Source organism: Actinomadura sp. 9N215 (assembly GCF_044326345.1).
GTDB lineage: Bacteria > Actinomycetota > Actinomycetes > Streptosporangiales > Streptosporangiaceae > Spirillospora.
In genome coordinates this window covers 17527-38753 of sequence record NZ_JBIRBA010000013.1, presented here as the reverse complement: position 1 = coordinate 38753, position 21227 = coordinate 17527, and the positions used below count along the sequence as shown (strand labels likewise).

Below are 21227 nucleotides of genomic sequence, written 5' to 3'. Positions count from 1 at the left end.
GCCGCGTCCTGGCGACCGCACCCACGGCGGCACGCGGCCCCAACGATCCATACGATGACAGAGGACGGTGCGAGGTTCTAGCGCGGGCCGCCCGATCCGCCGTCAGTGGAAGTTGCGGGCGCGGACGCGTCCTGGTACGGGGAGCCGCCGCAGCCGGGTCGCGCGGACGTTGGCGACGCCGTCCGCGCGCTCCAGCCGCCCGCTGACCAGCAGCGCCTGCGAGTCGACGGCGAGGCCGCGGTGCCGCTGGAACACCTGCGGCGGGCACACGACGTTGATGATGCCCGTCTCGTCCTCCAGGGTCATGAAGACGATGCCGCCGGCGGTCGGGGGACGCTGCCGGTGGGTGACGAGCCCGGCGACGACGACGTTCGTCTCGCCCGGCGTCTCCGCGAGGCGGGTGGACGACAGCGCGCCCAGCTCGTCCAGCGCCTCCCGGACGTGCGCGACGGGATGGGTGTGGGACACGCCGGTGGCCCACAGGTCGGCGAGCGTCTCCTCGATCGGCGTCATCGCGGGCAGCGGCGGGGCGGACGCGCCCGGCGTCACGCCCTCCAGCTGCCCGGGGCCCGAGCCCGCGAGCGCGCCCGCCGCCCACAGCGCCTCCCGCCGCGACAGCCCGAACCGGTCGACCGCGCCCGCCGTCGCGAGCGCCTCCAGCGCCCCGGACGACAGCGGCACCCGCCGCGCCAGATCCTCCATGCTCGCGTAGGGCCGTCCCGCCGCGATGGCCTCCGCCGCCGCGTCGCCCAGGTTCCGGATCCCGGCGAAGCCGAGCCGGATCGCGGGCTGCGGCTCGGACGGCGCGTGCGGATGATCGGAGTCGACCTCCACGGCCTCCTCAAGCGTGGGGTGGACGTCGCTGGCGTTGACGTCCACGCCCCTGACCACGACGCCGTGCCGCCGGGCGTCGGCCAGGAGGCTCTGCGGGGAGTAGAAGCCCATCGGCTGGTTGCGCACCAGCGCGGCGGTGAACGCGGCCGGATGGTGCCGCTTCAGCCAGGAGCTCGCGTACACCAGGTGCGCGAAGCTCTGCGCGTGCGATTCCGGGAACCCGAACCCGGTGAAGCCGAGGATCTTCTCGTACACGCTCTCGGCGATGTCGGCGGGGATGCCGCGCTCGGCCATGCCGTCCAGCAGGCGCGCCCTCAGCCGCTCGACGCGCTCGGGCGCGCGTTTCGCGCCCATCGCCTGGCGGAGCTGGTCCGACTCGGCGGGCGTGAAGCCGGCGCAGTCGACGGCGAGCTGCATCATCTGCTCCTGGAACAGCGGGACGCCGAGCGTCCGCGACAGCGCGGGCTCCATCAGCGGATGCGGGCACCGGGCCGGTTCGAGGCCCTTTCGCCGCCGCAGATACGGATGGACGGACCCGCCCTGGATCGGGCCGGGCCTGATCAGCGCCACCTCCACCACCAGGTCGTAGAACTCGCGTGGCCGCAGCCGCGGCAGCGTCGCCATCTGCGCCCGCGACTCGACCTGGAACACCCCGACCGTGTCGGCGTCGCACAGCATGTCGTAGACGAGGTCGTCGTCCGGCGGGATCGACTGGAGGTCGTACCGGCGGCCGTGGTGCTCGTCGACCAGGTCGAAGCAGTCGTGCAGCGCGGCGAGCATGCCGAGGCCGAGCAGGTCGAACTTCACCAGCCCGGCGGCGGCGCAGTCGTCCTTGTCCCACTGCAGGACGCTGCGGTTCGGCATCGTCGCCCACTCGATCGGGCAGATCTCCCCGACCGGACGGTCCGCGATCACCATGCCGCCGGAGTGGATGCCGAGATGCCGGGGGAGCCGCAGCATCCGGTTCGCCAGCTCCATGACCGGGCCCGGGATGTCGGCCTCCGAGCCGACCGGGTCGCGCGAGTCGATGCCCTTCGACCAGGCGTCCTGCTGGCCGGGGGAGAAGCCGAGCGCGCGGGCCGCGTCCCGGACGGCCATGCGCGGCCGGTAGCTGATGACGTTCGCGACCTGCGCCGTGCACTCCCGCCCGTACTTGCGGTACACGTACTGGATGGCCTCCTCGCGGCGGCGGTGCTCGATGTCGAGGTCGATGTCGGGCGGGCCGTCGCGTCCGGGGGACAGGAAGCGCTCGAACAGCAGCCCGTGCCGGACGGCGTCGACGCCCGTGATGCCGAGCGCGTAGCAGACCGCCGAGTTGGCCGCCGAGCCTCGCCCCTGGCACAGGATCCCCTTCTCGCGGCAGAACTCGACGATGTCGTGGACGATCAGGAAGTAGCCGGGGAAGCGGAGGTCCTCGATGACGTCCAGTTCCTTGGCGATCTGCGCGTACGCGCCGGACACCTTCTCCCGCTCGGGCGGGCCGTAGCGCTTCAGCGCGCCCTCGTCGACGAGGTGCCGCAGCCAGCTCGCCTCGTCGTGCCCGTCGGGGACGGGCCAGTCCGGCAGGCGAGGTGCGACGACGTCGAAGCCGAACAGGCATTCCTCGGCGAGCGCGACCGTCCGCTCCTGGACGCCGGGGAACCGCGCCAGCCGCTTCGCCATCTCCGCGCCGCTCCTGAGGTGCGCGGTGCCGCTCGCCGGGAGCCAGCCCACCATGTCGTCCAGGCTGCGCCGGGCCCGGACGGCGGCCATCGCCTGCGCCAGCCTCGCGTCCGCACCCGGCGCCGCGAAATGCACGTTGTTGGACGCCACGACATCCACGCCGACCTTCTGGGCCAGCTCGAACAGGACGTCGTTGCGGTGGTCGTCGTCGGGCTGGTCGTGGTCGATCAGCTCGGCGAAGACGTTCTCGCGTCCGAACATGGCGACGAGGTTCCGCAGCTCCCGCTCCGCCGCGTCCGGGCCGCCCGACTCCAGCGCCGCCGGGACGGGCCCCTTCCGGCAGCCGGTCAGCACCGCCCAGTGCCCGTCGTGCGCGGCCGCCAGCGCGTCCAGGTCGTAGACGGGACGGCCCTTCCGCCCGCCCGCGAGTTGCGCGGCTGTGATCGCCGAGCAGAGCCGCGCGTAGCCGGGGGCGCCGCGCGCGAGCACCAGCAGGTGCCGTCCGGCCGGGTCGGGCTCGCCGGTCTGCGGGCCCGGCAGGCCCAGGCTGAGCTCCGCGCCGAACACCGTCCCGATCCCGGAGCCGCTCGCCGCCTGCGCGAACTGGACCGCGCCGTACATGCCGTCGTGGTCGGTGATCGCCATCGTCCGCACGCCGAGCCGCGCCGCCTCCTCGACGAGCGAGGACGGGTCGCTGGCGCCGTCCAGGAAGCTGAACGACGAATGGCAGTGCAGCTCGGCCCACGGCACGTCCGTCCCGGCGCGAAGGGGACCGCGCGGCGGCTCGTCCGGCTCGGCTGGTTCGTCCGGGCGTTGTTCGGACGGGTGCTGCTCGGACCGGCGCCACGACAGCCGCTCCTCGAACTCCCGCCATGAGATCGGCGGGTTGTGCCAGTTAGTCATAGACGCCCTCGATGTGCCAGCGGCCTCCTTCGACGGCGAGCAGGTAGGCGGCGCCGTCGTCCGTGGTGACCTGGAATCTGGCGCGGCGGCGCGAACGGTCGGCGTCCCACCAGCGTTCGTCGGCGGGCCACGGGCCCGTCCATCCGGTGATCGCGGCGGGACGTCCGCGCAGCGCGAGCGCGGCGGGCGGCGCGGACACCTCGCAGCGCGCCGACACCACCACCGGCGCTCCGGCGGCGTCGACCAGCTCGACGTCGGGCGGCGTCGGGGGGACGGACGCCGGGGCGGGCGCCGTCACGCGTCCTGGCCAGGGGCCTTCGGGCAGGTCGGCGGGAGGCAGGTCGCCGACCGGCACGCGGACGACCTGCTCGCCGGGCCCGCGCCCGCCGACGAGCACCGGCCGCGTGATCCCGTGGTGGCCGAGCAGGGCCTGGACGCGGTCGGCGGCCCGCGCGATCCGGTCGGTGACGGACGTCCGGCCCCACAGGCCCTCCTGCCGCCCCTCGTCCGGGACGAGCTGGTCGGGCGCAAGTTCCAGCCAGGTCACGCCGCCCCAGACGTCCTCGGACCCGTCCGCCGGACGGTGGGCGGACAACTGCCAGCGCACCCGTTCGGCCACGGCCAGGGACGACAGGCCGTCGTGCCGCCACAGGCGCCGCAGGACGTGCCCGTCCGCGAACCCGGCCGCGACCTCCAGTCGGACGCACGCGAACCCGCCCGCCGCGAGCGCCTCGTGCAGCTCGCCCGCGAGCCGCTTCGCCGCGAACACCACCCGCTCGGACTGCTCGGCGGGCGGGTCGAAGTCGCCGCGGACCGTCAGGTCCTCGGCGCCGGTGACGGGCGCGAGCGGGCGCGGCTCCTCGCCCCTGGCCATCCGGTGCGCGAGCGCGCCGTCCGCGCCGAACCGCCCCGCGACGTGCCCGGACGGCAGCGCCGCGAAGTCGCCGAGCGTCTTGATCCCGAGCCGCCGCAGCAGGTCGGCGAGCTCAGGACGATCGAGGACCGACAGCGGATAGGGCGCGAGGAACCCCGCCGCGCCGCCTTCCGGGACCACCACCCCGCCCTGTCCGGCGCGCGCGGCCAGCTCCGCCGCGAACAGCCCGTCCGCGACGCCGGAGCCGCAGTCGTGCCCGGCCTCGACGACCGTGTCCTGGACGAGGACGCGCAGCGCCTCCTCGCCGCCGTAGAACCGGGCCGGGCCGTGCGCCGGGATCGCGCACAGCCCAGGCCGCACCACCTCCACCCGGGGCGTCAGCGCCGCGACCGCCGCCGCGACCGTCTCGAAACGCCGCCCCTCGGCGTCGACGTCGCGCTCCCGCACCACGAGTTCCGGGCAGCGGCGCTGCGCGTCCCTGAGCCGCTGCCCGCGCCGCACGCCTTCGGCCCGCGCCGCCGCCGTGCAGGCCGCGACCTGCCCCTGCTCGACCACGGCCCCCGGGGTGGCGGCGTCCACGCCGACCGCCGTGGCGGGCCAGTCCGGACACCAGACGACCAGGACCCGGGTCATGCGATCGCCCTGTCTTCCGGCGGGGGGACGAGCTCCAGCGGCGGCCGGACGGTCTCGTCCGGCTTGACGGCGCCGTCCGGGGCGGGGAGCCAGAGGCGGGCGCGGCGGCCGGGGCCCGGCGCGTCGCGGCCCTCGGCGACGACCTGGACGCGGCGTCCGGCCAGCCGCCCGTGCCCCCCGGCGAGGCCCTCCCAGGCGACGTCGTCCATCCGGAGGCGGAGCCGGGCGCCGGGCCAGTCGCGGGCGAACGCGCCGGTCAGCGTGAGGACGCAGCCGTGCTTGCGGGCCAGCGCCGACAGCCGCCGGACGGCGGCCGCGCCGGGCCGCTCCGGCGGGCACAGCAGGATCAGGTCGACGGCCTCGGCGAGGGCGGCGACCACGTCGGGCCAGCGGTCGCCGGGGTCGTCGACGAGGAGGAGGCGTTCGGGGACCGCGCCCATGCCCGCGGCGGCGACGACGCCGAAGCCCGGGACGCCGACGACCGCGCACCAGCCGCCCGCGCCGTCCTCCCCGCCGTGCCGGGAGACGCCCGCGACGAGCGCGAGGCCGAGGGACGCGGCGCCCGGCCCGTCGAGGCCGACGACGGAGCCGGGCCGCAGCCCGCCGCCGGGGACGACGGCGCGCAGCGCGGGCAGCACGGGCACCGCGTCCGGCACTCCGGTGTCGAGTGCCGCCGCCAGCTCGCGCAGCGCCGCCTCCGGCACGCCCGTCCCTCCTCTCCCCGCCGCTGCGTCCAATTTCGAACATGGGTTCGACTCATGTCAAGTTACCGCAGGTCACGAGGCGGAGCGGGCGGAGGCGGAAAGCCCGGCGGCGTGGGGCTTTCCGGGGATTTTCCGGGCATGATGGACACCATGACGACCGATGTGCGGACCCTCGAATGGACGGGCGACGGGCTCCGGCTGCTGGACCAGACGCTCCTGCCCGAACGGGTCGAGTACGTGGTGGTGCGCGACGTCGGCGCCCTCGTGGACTCGATCCGGCGGCTGGTCGTGCGGGGAGCGCCCGCGCTGGGCGTGGCGGGCGCGTTCGGCGTCGCCATCGCCGTCCGGCAGGCGACCCGCGAGGGGTGGGACGACGCCCGCCGCGACGCCGCGATCGACCTCGTCCGCGGGGCCCGCCCCACGGCGGTCAACCTGGCCGCCGCCGTCGACCGGGTGCGGCCGTTCGTCGCCGGGGGCGCGGACGCGGTCGTCGCCGAGGCCCAGGCGATCCTGGACGAGGACGTCCGCGGCAACCGCGCCATCGGCGCGCTCGGCGCGGACTGGATCCTCCACCGGACGGAGGACCGGCCGCTCCGCATCCTCACCCACTGCAACGCCGGGGCCCTCGCCACGGCCGGGTGGGGCACGGCGCTCGGCGTCGTCCGGGAACTGCACGAGCGGCGCCGCGTCGAGCTCGTCTACGCGGACGAGACGCGCCCCCTCCTCCAGGGCACCCGGCTCACCGCGTGGGAGCTCGGCCAGGCCGGGATCCCCTGCGCCGTCCAGGTGGACGCCGCCGCGCCGAGCACGATCCTGCGCGGCCTCGTGGACGTGGCCGTCATCGGCGCCGACCGGATCGCCGCCAACGGCGACACCGCCAACAAGATCGGCTCGCTGGGGGTGGCGCTGGCGTGCGCCGAGGCCGGGATCCCGCTGGTCGTCGCCGCGCCGTGGAGCACGGTCGACCTGGCCGTCCCGGACGGCGGCGGGATCCCGATCGAGGAGCGCGCCCCCGAGGAGGTCCGGTCCTGGAGGGGCGTGCCCGCCGCCCCCGGCTCGATGGCGGCGGTCAACCCGGCGTTCGACGTCACGCCCGCCCGCCTCGTGACCGCGCTGGTCACCGAGACGGGCGTGCTGGAGGTCTCGACCGGCGCGACTCCCTCAGCCGTCTCCTCGCGGGTCTAGGGTGCGGGTCGCGTCGCGCAGGCTGCGGTACAGCCGGGCCTCGTACGCCTTCGCGGTACGGACGTCCCGGTCGACGAACAGCGCGTCGTAGAGCGCGGGCAGCCGCTGCGTGGCGTAGCCGGTGTCGATGCCGGGCGCGTACATCTGGTGCTTGTACCACGGACGTCCGGGCAGCCCGTCCTGGGTCAGCAGGTCGCGTTCGGCCTGCATGATCCGGTCGTTGAGGCGGCGGAACGCGGCGGTGTCGCCGTCGCGGAGCGCCTCGTCCGCGCGCGCTTGCAGGGCCCGTGCGGCGTCCTGCCACGCCTTGGCCTGCGCGACGCTGCGGGACACGTCCACGACCACCGACCCCAGCCGCTTGCGCTGCTCGTCGGTGAAGTCGGCGAGGTACCGCGCCGTCTCCGCGGCGTAGGGACGGTACCCGAGCGTGACCACGTCGGCGTTGGCGAGCCGCAGCGCGACGATGCCGACGAGCCGTGACATCGCCGTGTGGTAGCCCCAGGTCGGGTCACCGAAGTTCGACATCCAGTAGTGGTCGTCGCACGAGCAGTGGTACTGGCCGGCGCTGCCGGTCGTGGACGAGCCCAGGTCCATGGCGGGCACGCCGTACCGCTGGAAGAACGCCTGGAAGTCGGAGCCGCCGCCGATGCGGCCGATCGGCGTCTTGCCGTCGTTCTGCTTCTTCCATGCCTCGTACAGGGTGCCGTCCGTGCCGGGCCACTGGACTTCCTTGGTCGCGTCGATGACGGACTGGTCCAGGGCCGGGGTCGTCGACGGGCCGAAATTCGAGCCGCCGGCGCCGTCCATGTTCACGTAGGCGACGGCGTTGCGGAGCTGCCTGGCACGCTCTTCGGCGTACTCGGTGGAGCCGAACAGGCCGTACTCCTCGCCGTCCCAGGTGGCCAGGACGATGGTGCGCTTAGGGCGCCATCCCTTCTCCAGGAGTTTCCCTAGGCCGCGCCCTACCTGGAGCACGTTCTCCGTACCGGACAGGTTGTCGCTGCTCCCGTACGCCCACGCGTCGTGGTGCGCGCCGAGGATGACCTCCTGCTCAGGGTGCTCGCTTCCCGGGACGCGCACGGTGACGTTCCACAGCGGACGCACCTCGAACTTGTTCTTCAGGTCCAGATGGACTTCCGTCCCGCCCGGCCCGAAGCGGTACGTGAACGGCAGGCCGCCCTGCCACTCCTTCGGCACCTCGGCGCCCTTCAGCGCCCGCAGCAGCGGCTCCGCCGCGCCGTAGGAGATCGGCGTCGTCGGGACGAGGTCCTTCAGCATCGGCGCCTCCGAAGGAGGGATCCGGTGCGCGCCCTTCACCGCGGGCCAGCCTGGCGTCTGCGGGTCGCCGGCCGCGAGCTGGATCTGCGCGATGCTGCCGCGCTGGATGCCGTCCGCGGGGCGCCACGGACCCTCCGGGTACACCTTGCCCTTCGTGAACCCGTCGTCGGCGGGGTCGGAGTAGATGAGGACGCCCTTCGCGCCCCGCCTGGCCGCCTCGCGCGGCTTGATCCCGCGGAACACCGCCCCGTACCGGGCGAGGACGATCTTCCCCTTGACGGAGACGCCGTTCTTCTCCAGCAGCGCGAAGTCCTCGGGCCGCCCGTAGTTGGCGTACACGACCTCGCCGCGGACGTCCCCGGACGGCGACATCCCGTTGTGCCCCGGAATGACGTCGTCGAAGTGCTTCTGCCAGGGCCGCTTCTTCTCCTTGACCGGCAGCGTCCGCCGGTCCGGCGCGGTCATCTCGACCTTCACGCGCTCCGGCATGGACAGGTAGGCGTAGTAGGTCGTGACCTCGGGTTTCAGCCCGTACGACTTGAAGCGCGCCACGATGCGCTGCACGCGGCGCCAGTCGCCGGTGGTGGTGGCGAGGCCCGGCTCGCTCGCCAGTTCGGCGTCCAGGTCGCGGGCCACTTTCGCGGACGGGACGGCACTGAACTGCTTCTCGTACCGCCGCTGCCACGCGGAGTTCTCGTCGGTGAAGCCGGGGATCGGGTGTTTCTCGCCGCCTGCGGGCGACGCCGCGGCGGGTGCGGCGGACAGGATGAGGGTCAGTGACACGGCGGGGGCGGTCAGCGCCGCCAGCGCCCGGGTTCGGGAGCGGAACACCAGCATTACCTCTCATGCGCCGTACGGGGTGCGCCCGGACCGTACGTCGCGATCACCGCAAGATCTAGAACGCCTGCCGGATCCGGCCAAGTTGCCGTCGTCACTTCCCGTCGCGGGGATCGTGACCTCCCGTCGCGGGGATCGGCCATCATGGTGACCGTGCCGACCTCCCCGACGCCCGACGCCGCGCCGCGTCCGGCGGAGCTTGACGCAGTCTTGGAACGGATCACGTACGCCAACGAGGACACCGGCTACACCGTCGCCCGCGTCGCGACCGCCAAGAGCGGCAGCGACCTGCTCACCGTCGTCGGCGCGCTGCTCGGTGCGCAGGTGGGGGAGAGCCTGCGCCTCGTCGGACGGTGGCGCTCGCACCCCAAGTACGGGAAGCAGTTCGAGGTCGACTCGTACACGACCGTGCTTCCGGCGACGATCCAGGGCATCCGCCGCTACCTCGGCTCCGGCATGATCAAGGGGATCGGCCCGGTGATGGCGGACCGGATGGTCGGCCACTTCGGCACCGACATCCTGCGGATCATCGAGGAGGAGCCGGAGCGGCTCGTCGAGGTCCAGGGCCTCGGGCCCAAGCGGACGAAGCGGATCGGCGACGCGTGGGAGGAGCAGAAGGCCATCAAGGAGGTGATGGTCTTCCTCCAGGGCGTCGGCGTGTCGACGTCGCTGGCCGTCCGCATCTACAAGCGGTACGGCGACGAGTCGATCGACACCGTCCGCAGGACGCCCTACCAGCTCGCGTCGGACGTGTGGGGCATCGGCTTCAAGACCGCCGACACGATCGCGCAGGCCGTCGGCATCCCGCACGACAGCCCCGAGCGGATCAAGGCGGGCCTCCAGTACACGCTGTCGGAGGCCGCCGACGACGGCCACTGCTTCCTGCCCGAGCCGAACCTCGTCACGGCGGCGGAGAAGATCCTCGGCGTGGGGCGGGAGCTGATCGTCCCGGCGCTGGACGAGCTGGCCCGTGACGAGGGCGTCGTCCGGGAGCCGATCCCCGGCGAGGGCGAGGACGCCGCGACGATCCCCGCCGTCTACCTGGTCCCGTTCCACCGCGCCGAACGCTCCCTCGCGCGCGGCCTCCTGGACCTACTGGACACGCCGACCGACCGACTCAAAGCGTTCGCCGACGTCGACTGGGGCAAGGCGCTCCCGTGGCTGAGGCAGCGCACCGGGCAGGACCTCGCGCCCGAGCAGGAGGACGCCGTCAAGCTGGCGCTGACGTCGAAGGTGTCGGTGCTGACCGGCGGGCCCGGCTGCGGCAAGAGCTTCACCGTCCGGTCGGTGGTGGAGCTGGCCGCCGCGAAGAAGGCGAAGATCGTCCTGGTGGCGCCGACCGGACGGGCCGCCAAGCGGCTCGCCGAGCTGACCGGGCACGAGGCCGCGACCGTCCACCGGCTCCTCCAGCTCCAGCCCGGCGGCGACGCCAAGTTCGACCAGGACAGCCCCCTGGACGCCGACCTGGTCGTCGTCGACGAGTGCTCCATGGTCGACCTGATCCTGGCGAACAAGCTGGTCAAGGCGATCCCGCGCGGCGCGCACCTGCTGCTCGTCGGGGACGTCGACCAGCTGCCGTCCGTCGGCGCGGGCGAGGTGCTCGCCGACCTGCTCGGCGCCGAGGTGATCCCGCGCGTAAGGCTCACGAAGATCTTCCGGCAGGCGCAGCGGTCGGGGATCGTCGTCAACGCGCACCGCGTCAACTCCGGCGACCACCCGCAGACGCACGGCTACCCCGACTTCTTCCTGTTCCCGTGCGAGGAGCAGGACGAGGCCGCCGAGCTGACCGTGGACGTCGTCGCCAACCGCGTCCCGCGCAGGTTCGGCCTCGACCCGCGCCGCGACGTCCAGGTCCTCACGCCGATGCACCGGGGCGCGGCCGGGGCCGGGGAACTGAACGCGCGGCTCCAGGAGGCCCTCACCCCGCACGACGACGCACGTCCCGAACGCCGCTACGGCGGACGCGTCTACCGCGTCGGCGACAAGGTCACCCAGCTGCGCAACAACTACGACAAGGGCGAGGCGGGCGTGTTCAACGGCACCGTCGGCGTCGTCACGTCGGTGTCGCTGGAGGAGCAGTCGCTGACCGTCGTGACCGACGAGGACGAGAGCGTCGACTACGCGTTCGACGAGCTGGACGAACTCGCCCACGCCTACGCGATCACGATCCACCGCTCGCAGGGCAGCGAGTACCCGGCCGTCGTCATCCCGCTCACCACCGGCGCGTGGATGATGCTGCGCCGCAACCTGCTCTACACGGGGATCACGCGGGCGAAGAGGCTCGTCGTCCTCGTCGGGTCGCGCCGGGCGCTGGCCGCCGCCGTCCGCACGGCGGGCGCGGGCCGCCGCCACACCGGCCTCTCGCACCGGCTGTCTCAGCGGTAGCGGGCCAGCTCCCACGGGTCGTGGGCGCAGAACACCTCGACCTCGCCGCCCCGCGCGAGCCCGCGCAGCCGTGCCACGTTCGCGAGCCGCAGCTCCCGGTCGACCTCCGCGCCCTCCTGGACGAACTCCATCAGCGGATGCGTGACGGGCTCGGGACGGTCGACCTCCCCGTGGTACATGTACGCGTCGCCGGCGTGCAGCAGCCAGCGGCCCCCGTCCCGCACCGCCACGCCGGCGTGTCCGGGCGAGTGGCCGCCGAGCGGGACCAGCAGGACGTCCTCGGGCACGCCGTCCAGGGGCCGGACGCCGTCGAACCCGTGCCAGGACTCGCCCTGCCCGTCCGCGTAGGCGACCCACTTCGGGCCGTGCGCGAGCTGCGCGGGGGTCTTGCCGCCGTCCGCGCGCTCCGCCTCGAACAGGTGGACGGCCGCGTCCGGGAAGTCGCTCAGCCCGCCCGCGTGGTCGCGGTGCAGGTGCGTCGGGACGACGTGCCGGACGTCGCCCGCCGCGTACCCGAGCGCCTCGACCTGCCGGACGGCCGTCGCGGCGGGGTCGAGCGTGGGCCCGACCAGCTCCACCCAGTCGTCGTACAGCCGGGCGGACGGGTCACCGATGTCGCCCAGGCCGATGCCGGCGTCCACCAGCACGAGCCCGGACGTGTCCGTCTCGACCAGCAGGACGTGCCCGACGGCCCGCGCGGGCCGCAGCGGGCCGTCCGGCCCGTCGGCGGGCTCGATCTCCAGCATGGGAGCGCAGTCGAGATGGTGGACGCGCACTGGACCCTCCGTGGATCAGGTCACCGACCTGCCGTGTGACCTCGTGGACGACGGACACGTCCCGCTGGACGCGGGCGAGACCGACCGCTCCATTAACTCACGCTCTGAACCGCGACTTGATCCGCCGAATGAAATTTCACAAACCGGAATGGCCGCGCCGAATTGTTGACATGGGTTTCGGGGGTGTTTTCACAATTGGGGTCCCGCCCGCGGACGATCACCGTGAGGAACGCGCATGCCCCGACACGCCCCCGCCCCCGGAAAATCCGCCCCGGCCTTCCGCGGCCCCGTCCGCGCGGCGGCCGCGGCGCTCGCGGCCGGGCTCCTGGTCGCCGCGACACCCTCCGCCCATGCGGCGCCCTCGCCCGGGGACGGCGAGTGCGAGGCGGGTTACGTGGGCCTGACCTTCGACGACGGCCCCACGCCGGAATACACCGTCCCGCTCCTTTCCGCGCTGCGGGACAACGGCGTCCGGGCCACCTTGTTCAACATCGGTGAGAAGGCGGAGAAGAACGAGCCGCTGGTCGCCGCCGAGAAAGAGGCCGGCATGTGGATCGCCAACCACAGCTGGTCGCATCCGCAGCTGACGAAGCTGCCGGAGGACGAGATCCGGACGGAGCTCGAACGCACCCAGGACCTGCTGAAGAAGATCACCGGGACGGCGCCGGCGCTGTTCCGGCCCCCGTACGGGAACACGGACGCCACGGTGAAGTCGGTCGCGGCGGGGCTCGGCCTGGCCGAGATCATCTGGGACGTCGACACCCGGGACTGGAGCGGCAAGTCCGCCGAGGAGATCGTGGAGGAGGCCGTCACCGTCCAGTCCGGCGAGGTCATCCTCATGCACGACGGATATCCGGCGACCATCGAGGCGATCCCGGCGATCGTCGAGAACCTGCGAAGCCGCGACCTGTGCGCCGGCACGATCTCGCCGATCACCGGCAAGGCCGTGAAGCCCGCCGACGACGGCCCGTCCGCGCCGTGACGATCAGTCCTTGACGGACAGGTCGGCGAGGCGGAGGCCGGTGAAGGCTCCGGCGGTGACGCCGCGGACGCGTTCCGACCACACCAGGTGGTCGTGGTAGGTCCACAGCGGCATCGCCGGCAGGTCCCGAAGCAGGGCGCTCTCGGCGAGACGTGCCGGGATCACGCCCTCGTCCGGGGTGGCCGCGCGCTCCGCCTGGGCGACGAGATCGGCGGTGTAGTCGTCGTCGAAGCCGGTCCCGGCGTCCAGCAGCGGTGCGAGCGCCGCGATCGGCGCGGGGTAGGCGGCGGTGGTGTGGACGACGAACGGACCGTCCACCTCGCGGTCGTCCAGGGCCTTGGCCAGGCCGGTGACGGGGTGCGGGCGCGCGTCGAGCCTGAGCTCCTTGCGGAGCTGGTCGGCGACGGTCCTCACCCAGGCGTCGTCGCCGCGGTTCGCCTCGTACCAGAGGTTCAGCGGTCCGGTGAGCCCGCCCGCGTCGGCCAGCGCGGCCACGGCGGCCTTTCCGTCGTGCACGCACGGGCGGCACTGGCCCTCGCGGTGACCGGGGAGGATGCCGGGCGCGACGAGCGCGTCGGCGGGGGAGTACTGGTAGCCGAGCGGGCCCTCGGTCACGGCGGCGCGGTCGATCGCCATGGACAGCGCCTGCCGGACGGTCGGCGACGCGAGCCGTTTCTCGCTCTCGGGGAACGCCAGGTAGGTCACGTCGCGTCCGGGCACGGCGCGGTGGCGGTCGCCGAAGTCGGCCTCCATCGACTCGTGCCGGCCGGCCGGGACCTGCGTGGCGACGTCGAGGTCGCCGGACTCGGCGGCGGCGTACTGCGCGCGCGCGTCCGGCATCGCCTTGACGACGATCGAGCGGCCGCCCTTCCGCGGCTCCAGGACGATCTCCCGCGCGCTCCGCGACGTCACGCGGAACGGGCCGTTGCCGACCGGGGCGCGTCCGTAGGACGTCCAGTCCCGCGACCTCAGGACGCCGCCGGGCAGCGGGAAGAACGCGGGGTCGCCGAGCAGCGCCGGGAACCCGGTCAGCGGGCGGTCGAGCGTCACCTCGAAGGTCCGGGCGTCCTTGACCTTGAGGCCGGGGATCTCGTCCGCGCCCTTCTCGGCGCCCTTGACGCGGGCCACGTCGGTGAGCAGGCGCGACCCCGCCCAGCCCGAGCGCAGGACGGCCGTCCACGCATCGGTGAAGGAGCGGGACGTGACGGGCGTGCCGTCCTGGAACGTGCCGCCGGGGCGCAGCCGGATCGTCCAGGCCTTCCGGTCCGGGCTGGTGATCGACTCGGCGGCGGCCTGCACCGGTGCGCCCGTCTTCGGGTCGTAGGAGACGAGGCCCGTCCACACCGCGTTCGCGATCATCCGTCCGGCCGGGTCGCGGACGTCGCCGGGCAGCAGCGTCGCCGAGGCCGCGGCGCCGACGGTGATCCGCGGGTCGTCCGGCCCGCTCGCCGCCCGGAGCGCCGCGAACGGGGCCAGCAGGACCGCCACGGCCCCGGCGATCAGGGCTGCGGTGCGGGTGGAGCTCTTCAACGGCCTCTCCCGGGAGCCTAGGCGGGACGAGCGCGAGGGTACGGCAGGACGACAGGTCCGACCAGTCCTTACGGTGCTGAGTCCATTTCGTGACCCGGCTGACTGTTGATCAACGTTCCCGGCTCGTTCACACTGGCGCCTGCGATGATCTCTCCCTTGGAGGTGCGATGATCCGCACATCCGGTTCCGTCCGGCGCCTGGTCCGGGGCGGCGGCGCGGTCGTGGCGGCGGTGGCGCTGACGGCCGCCGGGACCGCCTGGGCGTGCCCGCCCGAGCCGCCCGGAGCCCAGACCGAGAAGTCCGCGTCCGAGGCCGAGGGCGCCGGTGGCGCCCGCCATTCCGGGCACTACCACCGGACGGCCGCGACCGGCGCGAAGTCCGAGGCGATCAAGGGCGTGCGGCGCGTCGGCGGGGTGACCGACGCCAAGGGCGCCATCTCGCTGATGTTCATCGACTACGGCCACGGCCGGCACAAGCGGACGATCATGTACGCGACCGGCACGTTCGGGCTGAAGGCGTACGACGTCAGCGCCGACCCCCGCGTCCCCAAGCTGGTCGGGCAGCTGAACATGCCCGGCATGTGGGAGACCGAGGACACCGACTTCGACCCCGAACGCAAGATCATCTACCTGTCGCGGGACCCGCGCGCGTTCGGCGGCAACACCCAGACCGGCGAGTCCGGCATCTACGTCGTGGACGCGTCCAAGCCGGAGAGCCTGCGCCACGTCACGTACGTGAAGGTCCCCGCCGGGCACACCACCACCTGCGTGAACGACTGCCGGTACCTGTGGACGGGCGGCCCCGCGAAGGCGAACTGGATGCCCGCCGACTGGGGCGGACGGCCCGTCTGGGTCACCGACGTCCGCGACCCGGCCAAGCCGAAGGTGTTCGAGGACCCGATCGACACCGGCCGCAACGACGGCAAGACGGACTACACGCACGACATCCAGGTCGACTCCGACGGGGTCGCGTGGGCGTCCGGGCGCGGCGGCGTCCGCGGGTACCACACGTCCGGGCGGCACTACGACCCGGTGAAGAAGCGCTGGCGCACGGCCAAGGCGTGGGACCCCGTCCCGTACGCGGGCGGCGGGCTCGACGAGGCCACAACCAACTCCACGTTCATGCACAACAGCTACCGTGCGACCGGCTGGACCCGGAACCAGGCCGCCGACCCGCGCAGGTGGGGCGACGGCAAGCTGCTGTACGTCACCGAGGAGACGTTCAACGACGGCTGCGCCAGCGACGGGCTGCTCGTCATCGCGTCGCTGAAGGGCTCCTACCGGGGCGAGGGCTGGCGCTCCACGCCGGAGGACCCGTTCCGCCTGCACACCGTCGGGACGTGGGGCGTCGCCGGCAAGGAGGGCAGCGACCCGAAGAGCGACGACTGCTCGGCGCACTACTTCGACGTCCGGAACGGCGTCCTCGTCCAGTCGTTCTACGCGCAGGGCACCCGCTTCCTGGACGTGCGCGACCCGACGAACCCCAGGCAGATCGCCTACTACCGCCCGGCGGACGCCGCGTCCTGGCAGCCGTACTGGCACGGTAGGTACGTGTACGTCGCCGACAACACGCGTGGCGTCGACGTGCTGGAGCCGACCTTCCGCTGACCGGCCCCAGCTGAGGTCCATCCGCGCAGAGGCCCGTTCCTGACCCCCAGGGGCAACCCTCAGGAACGGGTCTCTGCCCTACGTCCTGCTTCCGGCTCCATGTCCGGCCATGTCCGGTCACGGCCGGTGGTACGGCTCGCCGGACTCGCGGGCGCTCCGCTCGGCCGCGTCCGCCGCGGACCCGGCGGCCCGGCGGAGCTGGTGCCCCGCCCGCTGGACGGCCCGGACGGGACGCGCCGGCAGGTGCCTGGACGCGCCACGGTGCCGCCGCCAGTGCTCGCGGGCGCGGGCCCGGTGCTCGACGCGCAGGTTCTCGATGAGCCGGTCGATGTCCATGGACACCTCGCCGTACAGCGGCCACGGGTCCCCGGCCACGGCCCGCTCGTGCAGCCGGCGGGCGAGCCGGGCGCGGCGCTCGCGGGCGACGTCCACGCGCACTTCGAGGTCGTGCTCGGCGAGGAACGGCCGCGCGTCGCGGGCCAGGTCGGCGCGGGCGAGCCGGCCGTAGGCGGCGACGCTCGCGGCGATCCCGGCGAGGGCGTCGCCGAGCTCACGGCGCAGCGTCGGGTCGGTCAGCATCCGGCCCCGGTCCCCGAGCCGCTCGTCGTCGGCCAGCGACCGGGTCAGGCCGCGCAGCGACAGCGTGAAGTGCTCCATCGTCTCCATGGCGTTGCGCAGCGCGACGCCGGCGTCGATGAGCCGCCGCGCCCGGGTGCGCGGGTTGAGCCGGACGCTCTCCTCCGCCGCGCCGAGCTCCTGGTCGGTGCGGCCGATCTCGCGGGCCAGCCGCTCGGCGTCGTCCTGCCAGCGGGCGGCCTCGTCCGCCGTCCGCTCGCCGCGCAGCCCGTCGGCGATCTCCCCGACCAGCCCGCGCAGCTTCTCGGCGATGTCCTGCACGGCCTCCTCCGCCGGACGGACCCGCACCGTCGGCGCGAGCAGCGTCGCGGCCAGCCCGGTGGCGGCGCCGATCAGCGTCTCCAGGACCCGTTCGGCGGCGCCGCTCTCGCTCGCCGCGCCCAGCGCGAAGATCAGCATCGCGGAGATCGGCGCCTCCAGGACGTGCTCGCGGAGCCGCAGCACGTGCCCGATGACGAGCGCGGCGAGGATCGTCAGGCCGAGCGTCCACCAGGAGAACCCGATGGTGCTCGCGGCCAGCACCGCGACCAGCACCCCCGAGGTGACGGCCGCGACCCGCAGGACGCCCGCCCTGATCGTCTGGTACACGGAGAACTGGACGACGAGCAGCGCGGTCAGCGGCGACAGCAGCGGATTCGGCCCGCCGGGCGGCAGCACCGCCAGCGCCAGCACGTACGCCGCCACGGCGGTGATCGTCAGCCGGGCGATGCGGTACACGTCCGAGCGGAACTCCCGGCGGGCGATCGGACCGGCCGCCCGCCGCGGCGAGCGCCCCGCGCGCCGATCCCGGCCGGATCCGCGGCCGGATCGGCGGCGGAGGAACGCGAACGACATGCCGGGTTCCTTCCCGCAAGTCGGCAATCTTGCGGTAAAGCCGCTGAAAGCGAGGCAGGTCACCCGGGTCGGACGGGCTGGCCGGGCTGGCCGGGTGGGGATCGGCGAGGCGGGGATCAGGTACGGCGGCGGGCGCGGAAGGCGGCGACGTTCGTCCGGTTGGCGCAGGACTCGGAGCAGAAGCGGCGCCGTCCCGCCCGGGAGGTGTCGGCGTACACGCGGTCGCAGCCGTCCGCCGCGCAGACGCCCGTCCGGCCGAGGCCGTGCTCGACGATCAGCTCGGCGAGGTTCATCAGCGTCGTCGCGCGGAACCGGTCCGGGAGCCGGGACGACGGCGGCGCGTAGTGCATGTGCAGGCCGTGCGGCTCGTGGTCGGCGAGGTGCGGGTGCATCGGGACCTGCAGCATGAGGCCGTTCAGCAGGGCCATCGCGTCCTCCAGGCGGGCGGCCTCGAAGAACGGGCGCAGGGTCCGGCCCCAGGTGCGGAAGTCGGCGGCGTCCTCGTCCCGGAACTGCTGCCAGAAGAACTCGTTCTCGCGCAGGATGCGGCGCAGCGCGTCCGCGGAGTCGTCACCGCCGGTGCTGGTGACGGCGTTGACCAGCGCCGCCGAGGCGGCCACCCCGTGGCTCTTGTATCCAGTGATCCGCATTGCCGTCGCCTCCGGTGGCATGCCATGCTGTAAATGACATTCTAGTTACAACCCTTACCCACTTCCACGGGGATGAGCACGGTGGCGGAATGCCCACGCTGTGGCTGGCCCGAGTCCCAGGTCTACGAGGTGCTCTCGCGCCATCTGACGTCGGAGGGCGTGGTGACCTACACCCGCTGCGCGTGCGGCGAGGTCCAGGTCCGCGTGCAGCGGTTCGAGCCCGGGACGGTGGTGACCGGCGGACCCGGCGACGGCGGCGTCTCCCCATCGGACACCTCCTAGTGGCGCCAGCGGGTGGCGGCGGCGATCTCCTGCGGGGACGCGCCGTCCAGCAGCGCGATCTCGCCGCGCCGGACGGCCGACACGGTGTCGGTGACGGCCTCGCCGAGCGCCTCCCGCAGGACGGCGTCGCCCTCGAACGCCGCGACCGACTCCGCCAGCGACGCCGGCAGCGCCTCGATGCCGCGGGCGGCGCGCTCCGCCGCCGACAGCGCCGCCGGGTCGACGCCGACCGGCTCCGGGAGCCGGAGGTCGGCGCCGAGTCCGTCCCGTCCGGCGGCGAGCAGGGCCGCCAGCGCCAGGTACGGGTTGGCGGCGCCGTCCAGGCACTTGACCTCCAGGTTCGCCGCGCGGGACCGCTCGCCCTCCGCGCCGGTGACGAACCGCAGCGCCGCCTCCCGGTTCTCCAGCCCCCAGCAGGCGAACGCGCCCGCCCAGTGTGACGGGACGAGCCGCAGGTAGCTGGCCACCGACGGCGCCCCGACCGCCAGCAGCGCCGGGAGCCGGCGCAGGATCCCGGCGGCGAACGCCTCCCCGGCGGCCGTCATCCCGTACGGCCCGTCGCCGCCCGCCATCGCGTTCTCCGTCCCGGTTGCGGCCTCCTGGCGCCACAGGCTGAGGTGGGCGTGCGCGCCGTTGCCGACCGAGTCCGCCTCGACCTTCGGGGAGAACGACGCGGCCAGGCCGTGCTCCATCGACACCGCCCGGACCGTCTCCCGCACCAGGACGGCGGTGTCCGCCGCGCCGACCGGGTCCTCGGCCGCGACCGACACCTCGTACTGCCCGGCCGCGTACTCGGGGTGCAACTGGACGACGGTCACGCCGGTCGCCTTCAGCGCCGACAGGACGTCCCGCAGGTATCCGGCCAGCTCGGTGACCCGCGTCATCCCGTACGCGGGCCCGCGGCACGCGGCCGTGAAGGCGTCGCCGTCGCCCTTCGACACGGCCCACTCGATCTCGAAGGCGGCCTTCACCGACCATCCGCCCTCCGCGAGCCGCTCCGTCTCGCGCCGCAGCAGCGCCCGCGTGTCCAGCGGATGGACGGAGCCGTCCTGCGCGTACCGGAGCGCGGGCGCGTGCGCCCAGCCCGGCAGCGCCGCCAAGATGCGGAGACGGTCCAGGTCGGGGTGGAGCCGAAGGTCCCCCGCCGGGCCGCCGATGTGCTTCCCGGACGTGATCGAGTCGTCCAGCAGGAACACGTCGAACACCGGGGACATCCCGACGCCCCAGGTCGCCGCGTGCTCAAGCCGCTGCACCGGGACGGTCTTCGTCCGGGTGATCCCGCTGACGTCCACCCAGGTGAGCGCGACGGCCACGATGTCCTGCCCGGCCAGCCGCCGCGCGGTCTCGGCGGCGCGGGTGCCGAGCCGAGCACGGGCGTGCCCGTCGAGGCTGTGCCCGGCGGGGACGGTCTCAGGGATCTGTTCCACGGTGCTGGCTCCCGATCGGAGTGGCGTCGGCGTGACGGGGCGACGTGTGACGTCCCGCACAGGCATCGTAGAGAGATCACCCGCTTTCAGGGAGGAGACGGGCCCGTGCTGGAGCACCTGGAGTCGCTGCGGCTGGTCGACCACCACTGCCACGGCGTCCTCGACCGGGACCTGGACCGCGCGGAGTTCGAGGAACTCCTCACCGAAGCGGACCATCCAGGACCGCCGGGCGTCACCATGTTCGACACCCAGGTCGGGTTCGCGCTGCGGCGCTGGTGCCCGCCCGTCCTCGGCCTCGACGCGCACGCGGAGCCGGACGCCTACCTGGCCCGCCGCGCCGAGCTGGGCGCGGCCGAGGTGAACCGCCGCTTCCTGGACGCCGCCGCCCTGGACGCCCTGTGCGTCGACACCGGATACACGCCGCAGTCGATCCTGGCCCCGCCCGAGCTCGGCCGCCTCGCGGGCGCGGCCGCGCACGAGATCGTCCGGCTGGAGACCGTCGCGGAGCAGGTCGCGAGGGACGGCGCCGACGCCGCGCGCTTCGCGGACGAGGTCCGCTCCCGCATCGAGGGCCACGGCGCGGTGGGGGCGAAGTCGATCGCCGCGTATCGGGCGGGGCTGGAGCTGTCGGGCGAACGTCCGTCCGCCGCGGAGGTCACGGCCGCGGCCGGTCGGCTCATGCGAACGGGCGCTCCGCGCGTCGGCGACGAGGTCCTGCACCGGTTCCTCGTCTGGTGCGCGGTCGACGCCGGGCTCCCCGTCCAGTTCCACGTCGGGTACGGCGACGTGGACGCCGACCTCCGCCGCGGCGACCCGCTGCTGCTCATCGACCTGCTGCGCGCCATGGACCCCGTCCCCGCGATGCTGCTGCACAACTACCCGTTCCACCGGCACGCGGGCTACCTCGCCCAGGTGCTCCCGAACGTGTACGTCGACGCGGGCCTCGCGACCCACAACCTCGGGCACCGCGCACCCGCGCTGATCGCCGAGCTGCTGGAGCTGGCGCCGTTCGGGAAGGTGCTTTACTCGTCGGACGCGTTCGGGCTGGCGGAGCTGTTCCACCTGGGCGCGCTGCTGTTCCGGCGCGGCCTCGCGGGATTTCTCGCCGGGGGCGTGGACGACGGCGCCTGGACGGCCGCGGACGCCGAACGCGTCGCCGGGCTGATCGCGTCCGGCAACGCCCGCCGCGTTTACCGAATCTGAGGGGG

At 73.9% G+C, this 21227-nt stretch carries 15 protein-coding genes; 6 read left to right on the top strand and 9 right to left on the bottom strand.

All coding sequences use genetic code 11. The annotated features are described in order from the left end of the window. Window positions 1-102: 102 nt before the first annotated feature. From ACH34T_RS21995 to ACH34T_RS21985, 3 genes are read right to left on the bottom strand one after another with little or no spacing between them, the layout of a single operon-like run. Window positions 103-3399 (bottom strand): error-prone DNA polymerase, encoded by a 3297-nt coding sequence (locus ACH34T_RS21995; RefSeq protein WP_395994072.1) that lies wholly within the window; start codon window positions 3397-3399, stop codon window positions 103-105. Then, on the bottom strand, window positions 3392-4906 hold the full coding sequence (locus ACH34T_RS21990) for a DNA polymerase Y family protein (RefSeq protein ID WP_395994071.1): 1515 nt from the start codon (window positions 4904-4906) through the stop codon (window positions 3392-3394). The genes ACH34T_RS21995 and ACH34T_RS21990 overlap by 8 nt, the downstream gene beginning before the upstream one ends. Then, window positions 4903-5610 carry a hypothetical protein gene (locus ACH34T_RS21985; protein WP_395994070.1) on the bottom strand — a complete coding sequence of 236 codons (708 nt, stop codon included), beginning with the start codon at window positions 5608-5610 and terminating at the stop codon, window positions 4903-4905. Before ACH34T_RS21985 ends, ACH34T_RS21990 begins: the two co-directional genes overlap by 4 nt. A 150-nt stretch (window positions 5611-5760) precedes the next feature. Here ACH34T_RS21985 and mtnA point away from each other — a divergent pair, with 150 nt between their 5' ends. Then, on the top strand, window positions 5761-6795 hold the full coding sequence (gene mtnA, locus ACH34T_RS21980; RefSeq protein ID WP_395994069.1) for an S-methyl-5-thioribose-1-phosphate isomerase: 1035 nt from the start codon (window positions 5761-5763) through the stop codon (window positions 6793-6795). On the opposite strand, the gene ACH34T_RS21975 is transcribed toward mtnA, so the two are convergent. Next, window positions 6772-8904, bottom strand: a complete 2133-nt coding sequence (locus tag ACH34T_RS21975; protein ID WP_395994068.1) for a M28 family peptidase — start codon at window positions 8902-8904, stop codon at window positions 6772-6774. The two genes, mtnA and ACH34T_RS21975, sit on opposite strands and share 24 nt — an antisense overlap. Window positions 8905-9063: 159 nt before the next feature. On the opposite strand from ACH34T_RS21975, the gene ACH34T_RS21970 reads away from it, so the two are divergent. Then, window positions 9064-11295 (top strand): ATP-dependent RecD-like DNA helicase, encoded by a 2232-nt coding sequence (locus tag ACH34T_RS21970; RefSeq protein WP_395994067.1) that lies wholly within the window; start codon window positions 9064-9066, stop codon window positions 11293-11295. On the opposite strand, the gene ACH34T_RS21965 is transcribed toward ACH34T_RS21970, so the two are convergent. After that, window positions 11286-12071: an MBL fold metallo-hydrolase gene (locus tag ACH34T_RS21965; RefSeq protein WP_395994066.1), complete on the bottom strand. Its 786-nt coding sequence runs from the start codon at window positions 12069-12071 to the stop codon at window positions 11286-11288. The genes ACH34T_RS21970 and ACH34T_RS21965 overlap by 10 nt on opposite strands. A gap of 235 nt (window positions 12072-12306) precedes the next feature. On the opposite strand from ACH34T_RS21965, the gene ACH34T_RS21960 reads away from it, so the two are divergent. After that, window positions 12307-13053 (top strand): polysaccharide deacetylase family protein, encoded by a 747-nt coding sequence (locus ACH34T_RS21960; RefSeq protein WP_395994065.1) that lies wholly within the window; start codon window positions 12307-12309, stop codon window positions 13051-13053. A 3-nt stretch (window positions 13054-13056) separates the two neighbouring features. Here ACH34T_RS21960 and ACH34T_RS21955 read toward each other — a convergent pair whose 3' ends face one another. Next, on the bottom strand, window positions 13057-14583 hold the full coding sequence (locus tag ACH34T_RS21955; RefSeq protein ID WP_395994064.1) for an ABC transporter substrate-binding protein: 1527 nt from the start codon (window positions 14581-14583) through the stop codon (window positions 13057-13059). 167 nt (window positions 14584-14750) lie between these two features. On the opposite strand from ACH34T_RS21955, the gene ACH34T_RS21950 reads away from it, so the two are divergent. Next, window positions 14751-16190: an LVIVD repeat-containing protein gene (locus ACH34T_RS21950; protein ID WP_395994063.1), complete on the top strand. Its 1440-nt coding sequence runs from the start codon at window positions 14751-14753 to the stop codon at window positions 16188-16190. 117 nt (window positions 16191-16307) lie between these two features. Here the strand turns inward: ACH34T_RS21950 and ACH34T_RS21945 are convergent, their stop codons facing one another. Together ACH34T_RS21945 and ACH34T_RS21940 are read right to left on the bottom strand one after the other, a co-directional pair. Beyond that, a complete protein-coding gene (locus tag ACH34T_RS21945; RefSeq protein WP_395994062.1) occupies window positions 16308-17660 on the bottom strand; it encodes an aromatic acid exporter family protein in 1353 nt (450 codons plus the stop codon). Between the two features lie 116 nt (window positions 17661-17776). Beyond that, window positions 17777-18310 carry a CGNR zinc finger domain-containing protein gene (locus ACH34T_RS21940; protein ID WP_395994061.1) on the bottom strand — a complete coding sequence of 178 codons (534 nt, stop codon included), beginning with the start codon at window positions 18308-18310 and terminating at the stop codon, window positions 17777-17779. Window positions 18311-18382: 72 nt separating this feature from the next. Here ACH34T_RS21940 and ACH34T_RS21935 point away from each other — a divergent pair, with 72 nt between their 5' ends. Then, complete coding sequence (locus ACH34T_RS21935) at window positions 18383-18592, top strand: hypothetical protein (RefSeq protein ID WP_395994060.1); 210 nt, start codon at window positions 18383-18385, stop codon at window positions 18590-18592. On the opposite strand, the gene ACH34T_RS21930 is transcribed toward ACH34T_RS21935, so the two are convergent. Further along, the gene (locus ACH34T_RS21930) at window positions 18589-20019 is read right to left on the bottom strand and encodes a glutamine synthetase (protein ID WP_395994059.1); all 1431 of its coding nucleotides are present in this window, start codon (window positions 20017-20019) and stop codon (window positions 18589-18591) included. The two genes, ACH34T_RS21935 and ACH34T_RS21930, sit on opposite strands and share 4 nt — an antisense overlap. A 105-nt stretch (window positions 20020-20124) precedes the next feature. Here ACH34T_RS21930 and ACH34T_RS21925 point away from each other — a divergent pair, with 105 nt between their 5' ends. Beyond that, the gene (locus ACH34T_RS21925) at window positions 20125-21222 is read left to right on the top strand and encodes an amidohydrolase family protein (RefSeq protein ID WP_395994058.1); all 1098 of its coding nucleotides are present in this window, start codon (window positions 20125-20127) and stop codon (window positions 21220-21222) included. Window positions 21223-21227: the final 5 nt, after the last annotated feature.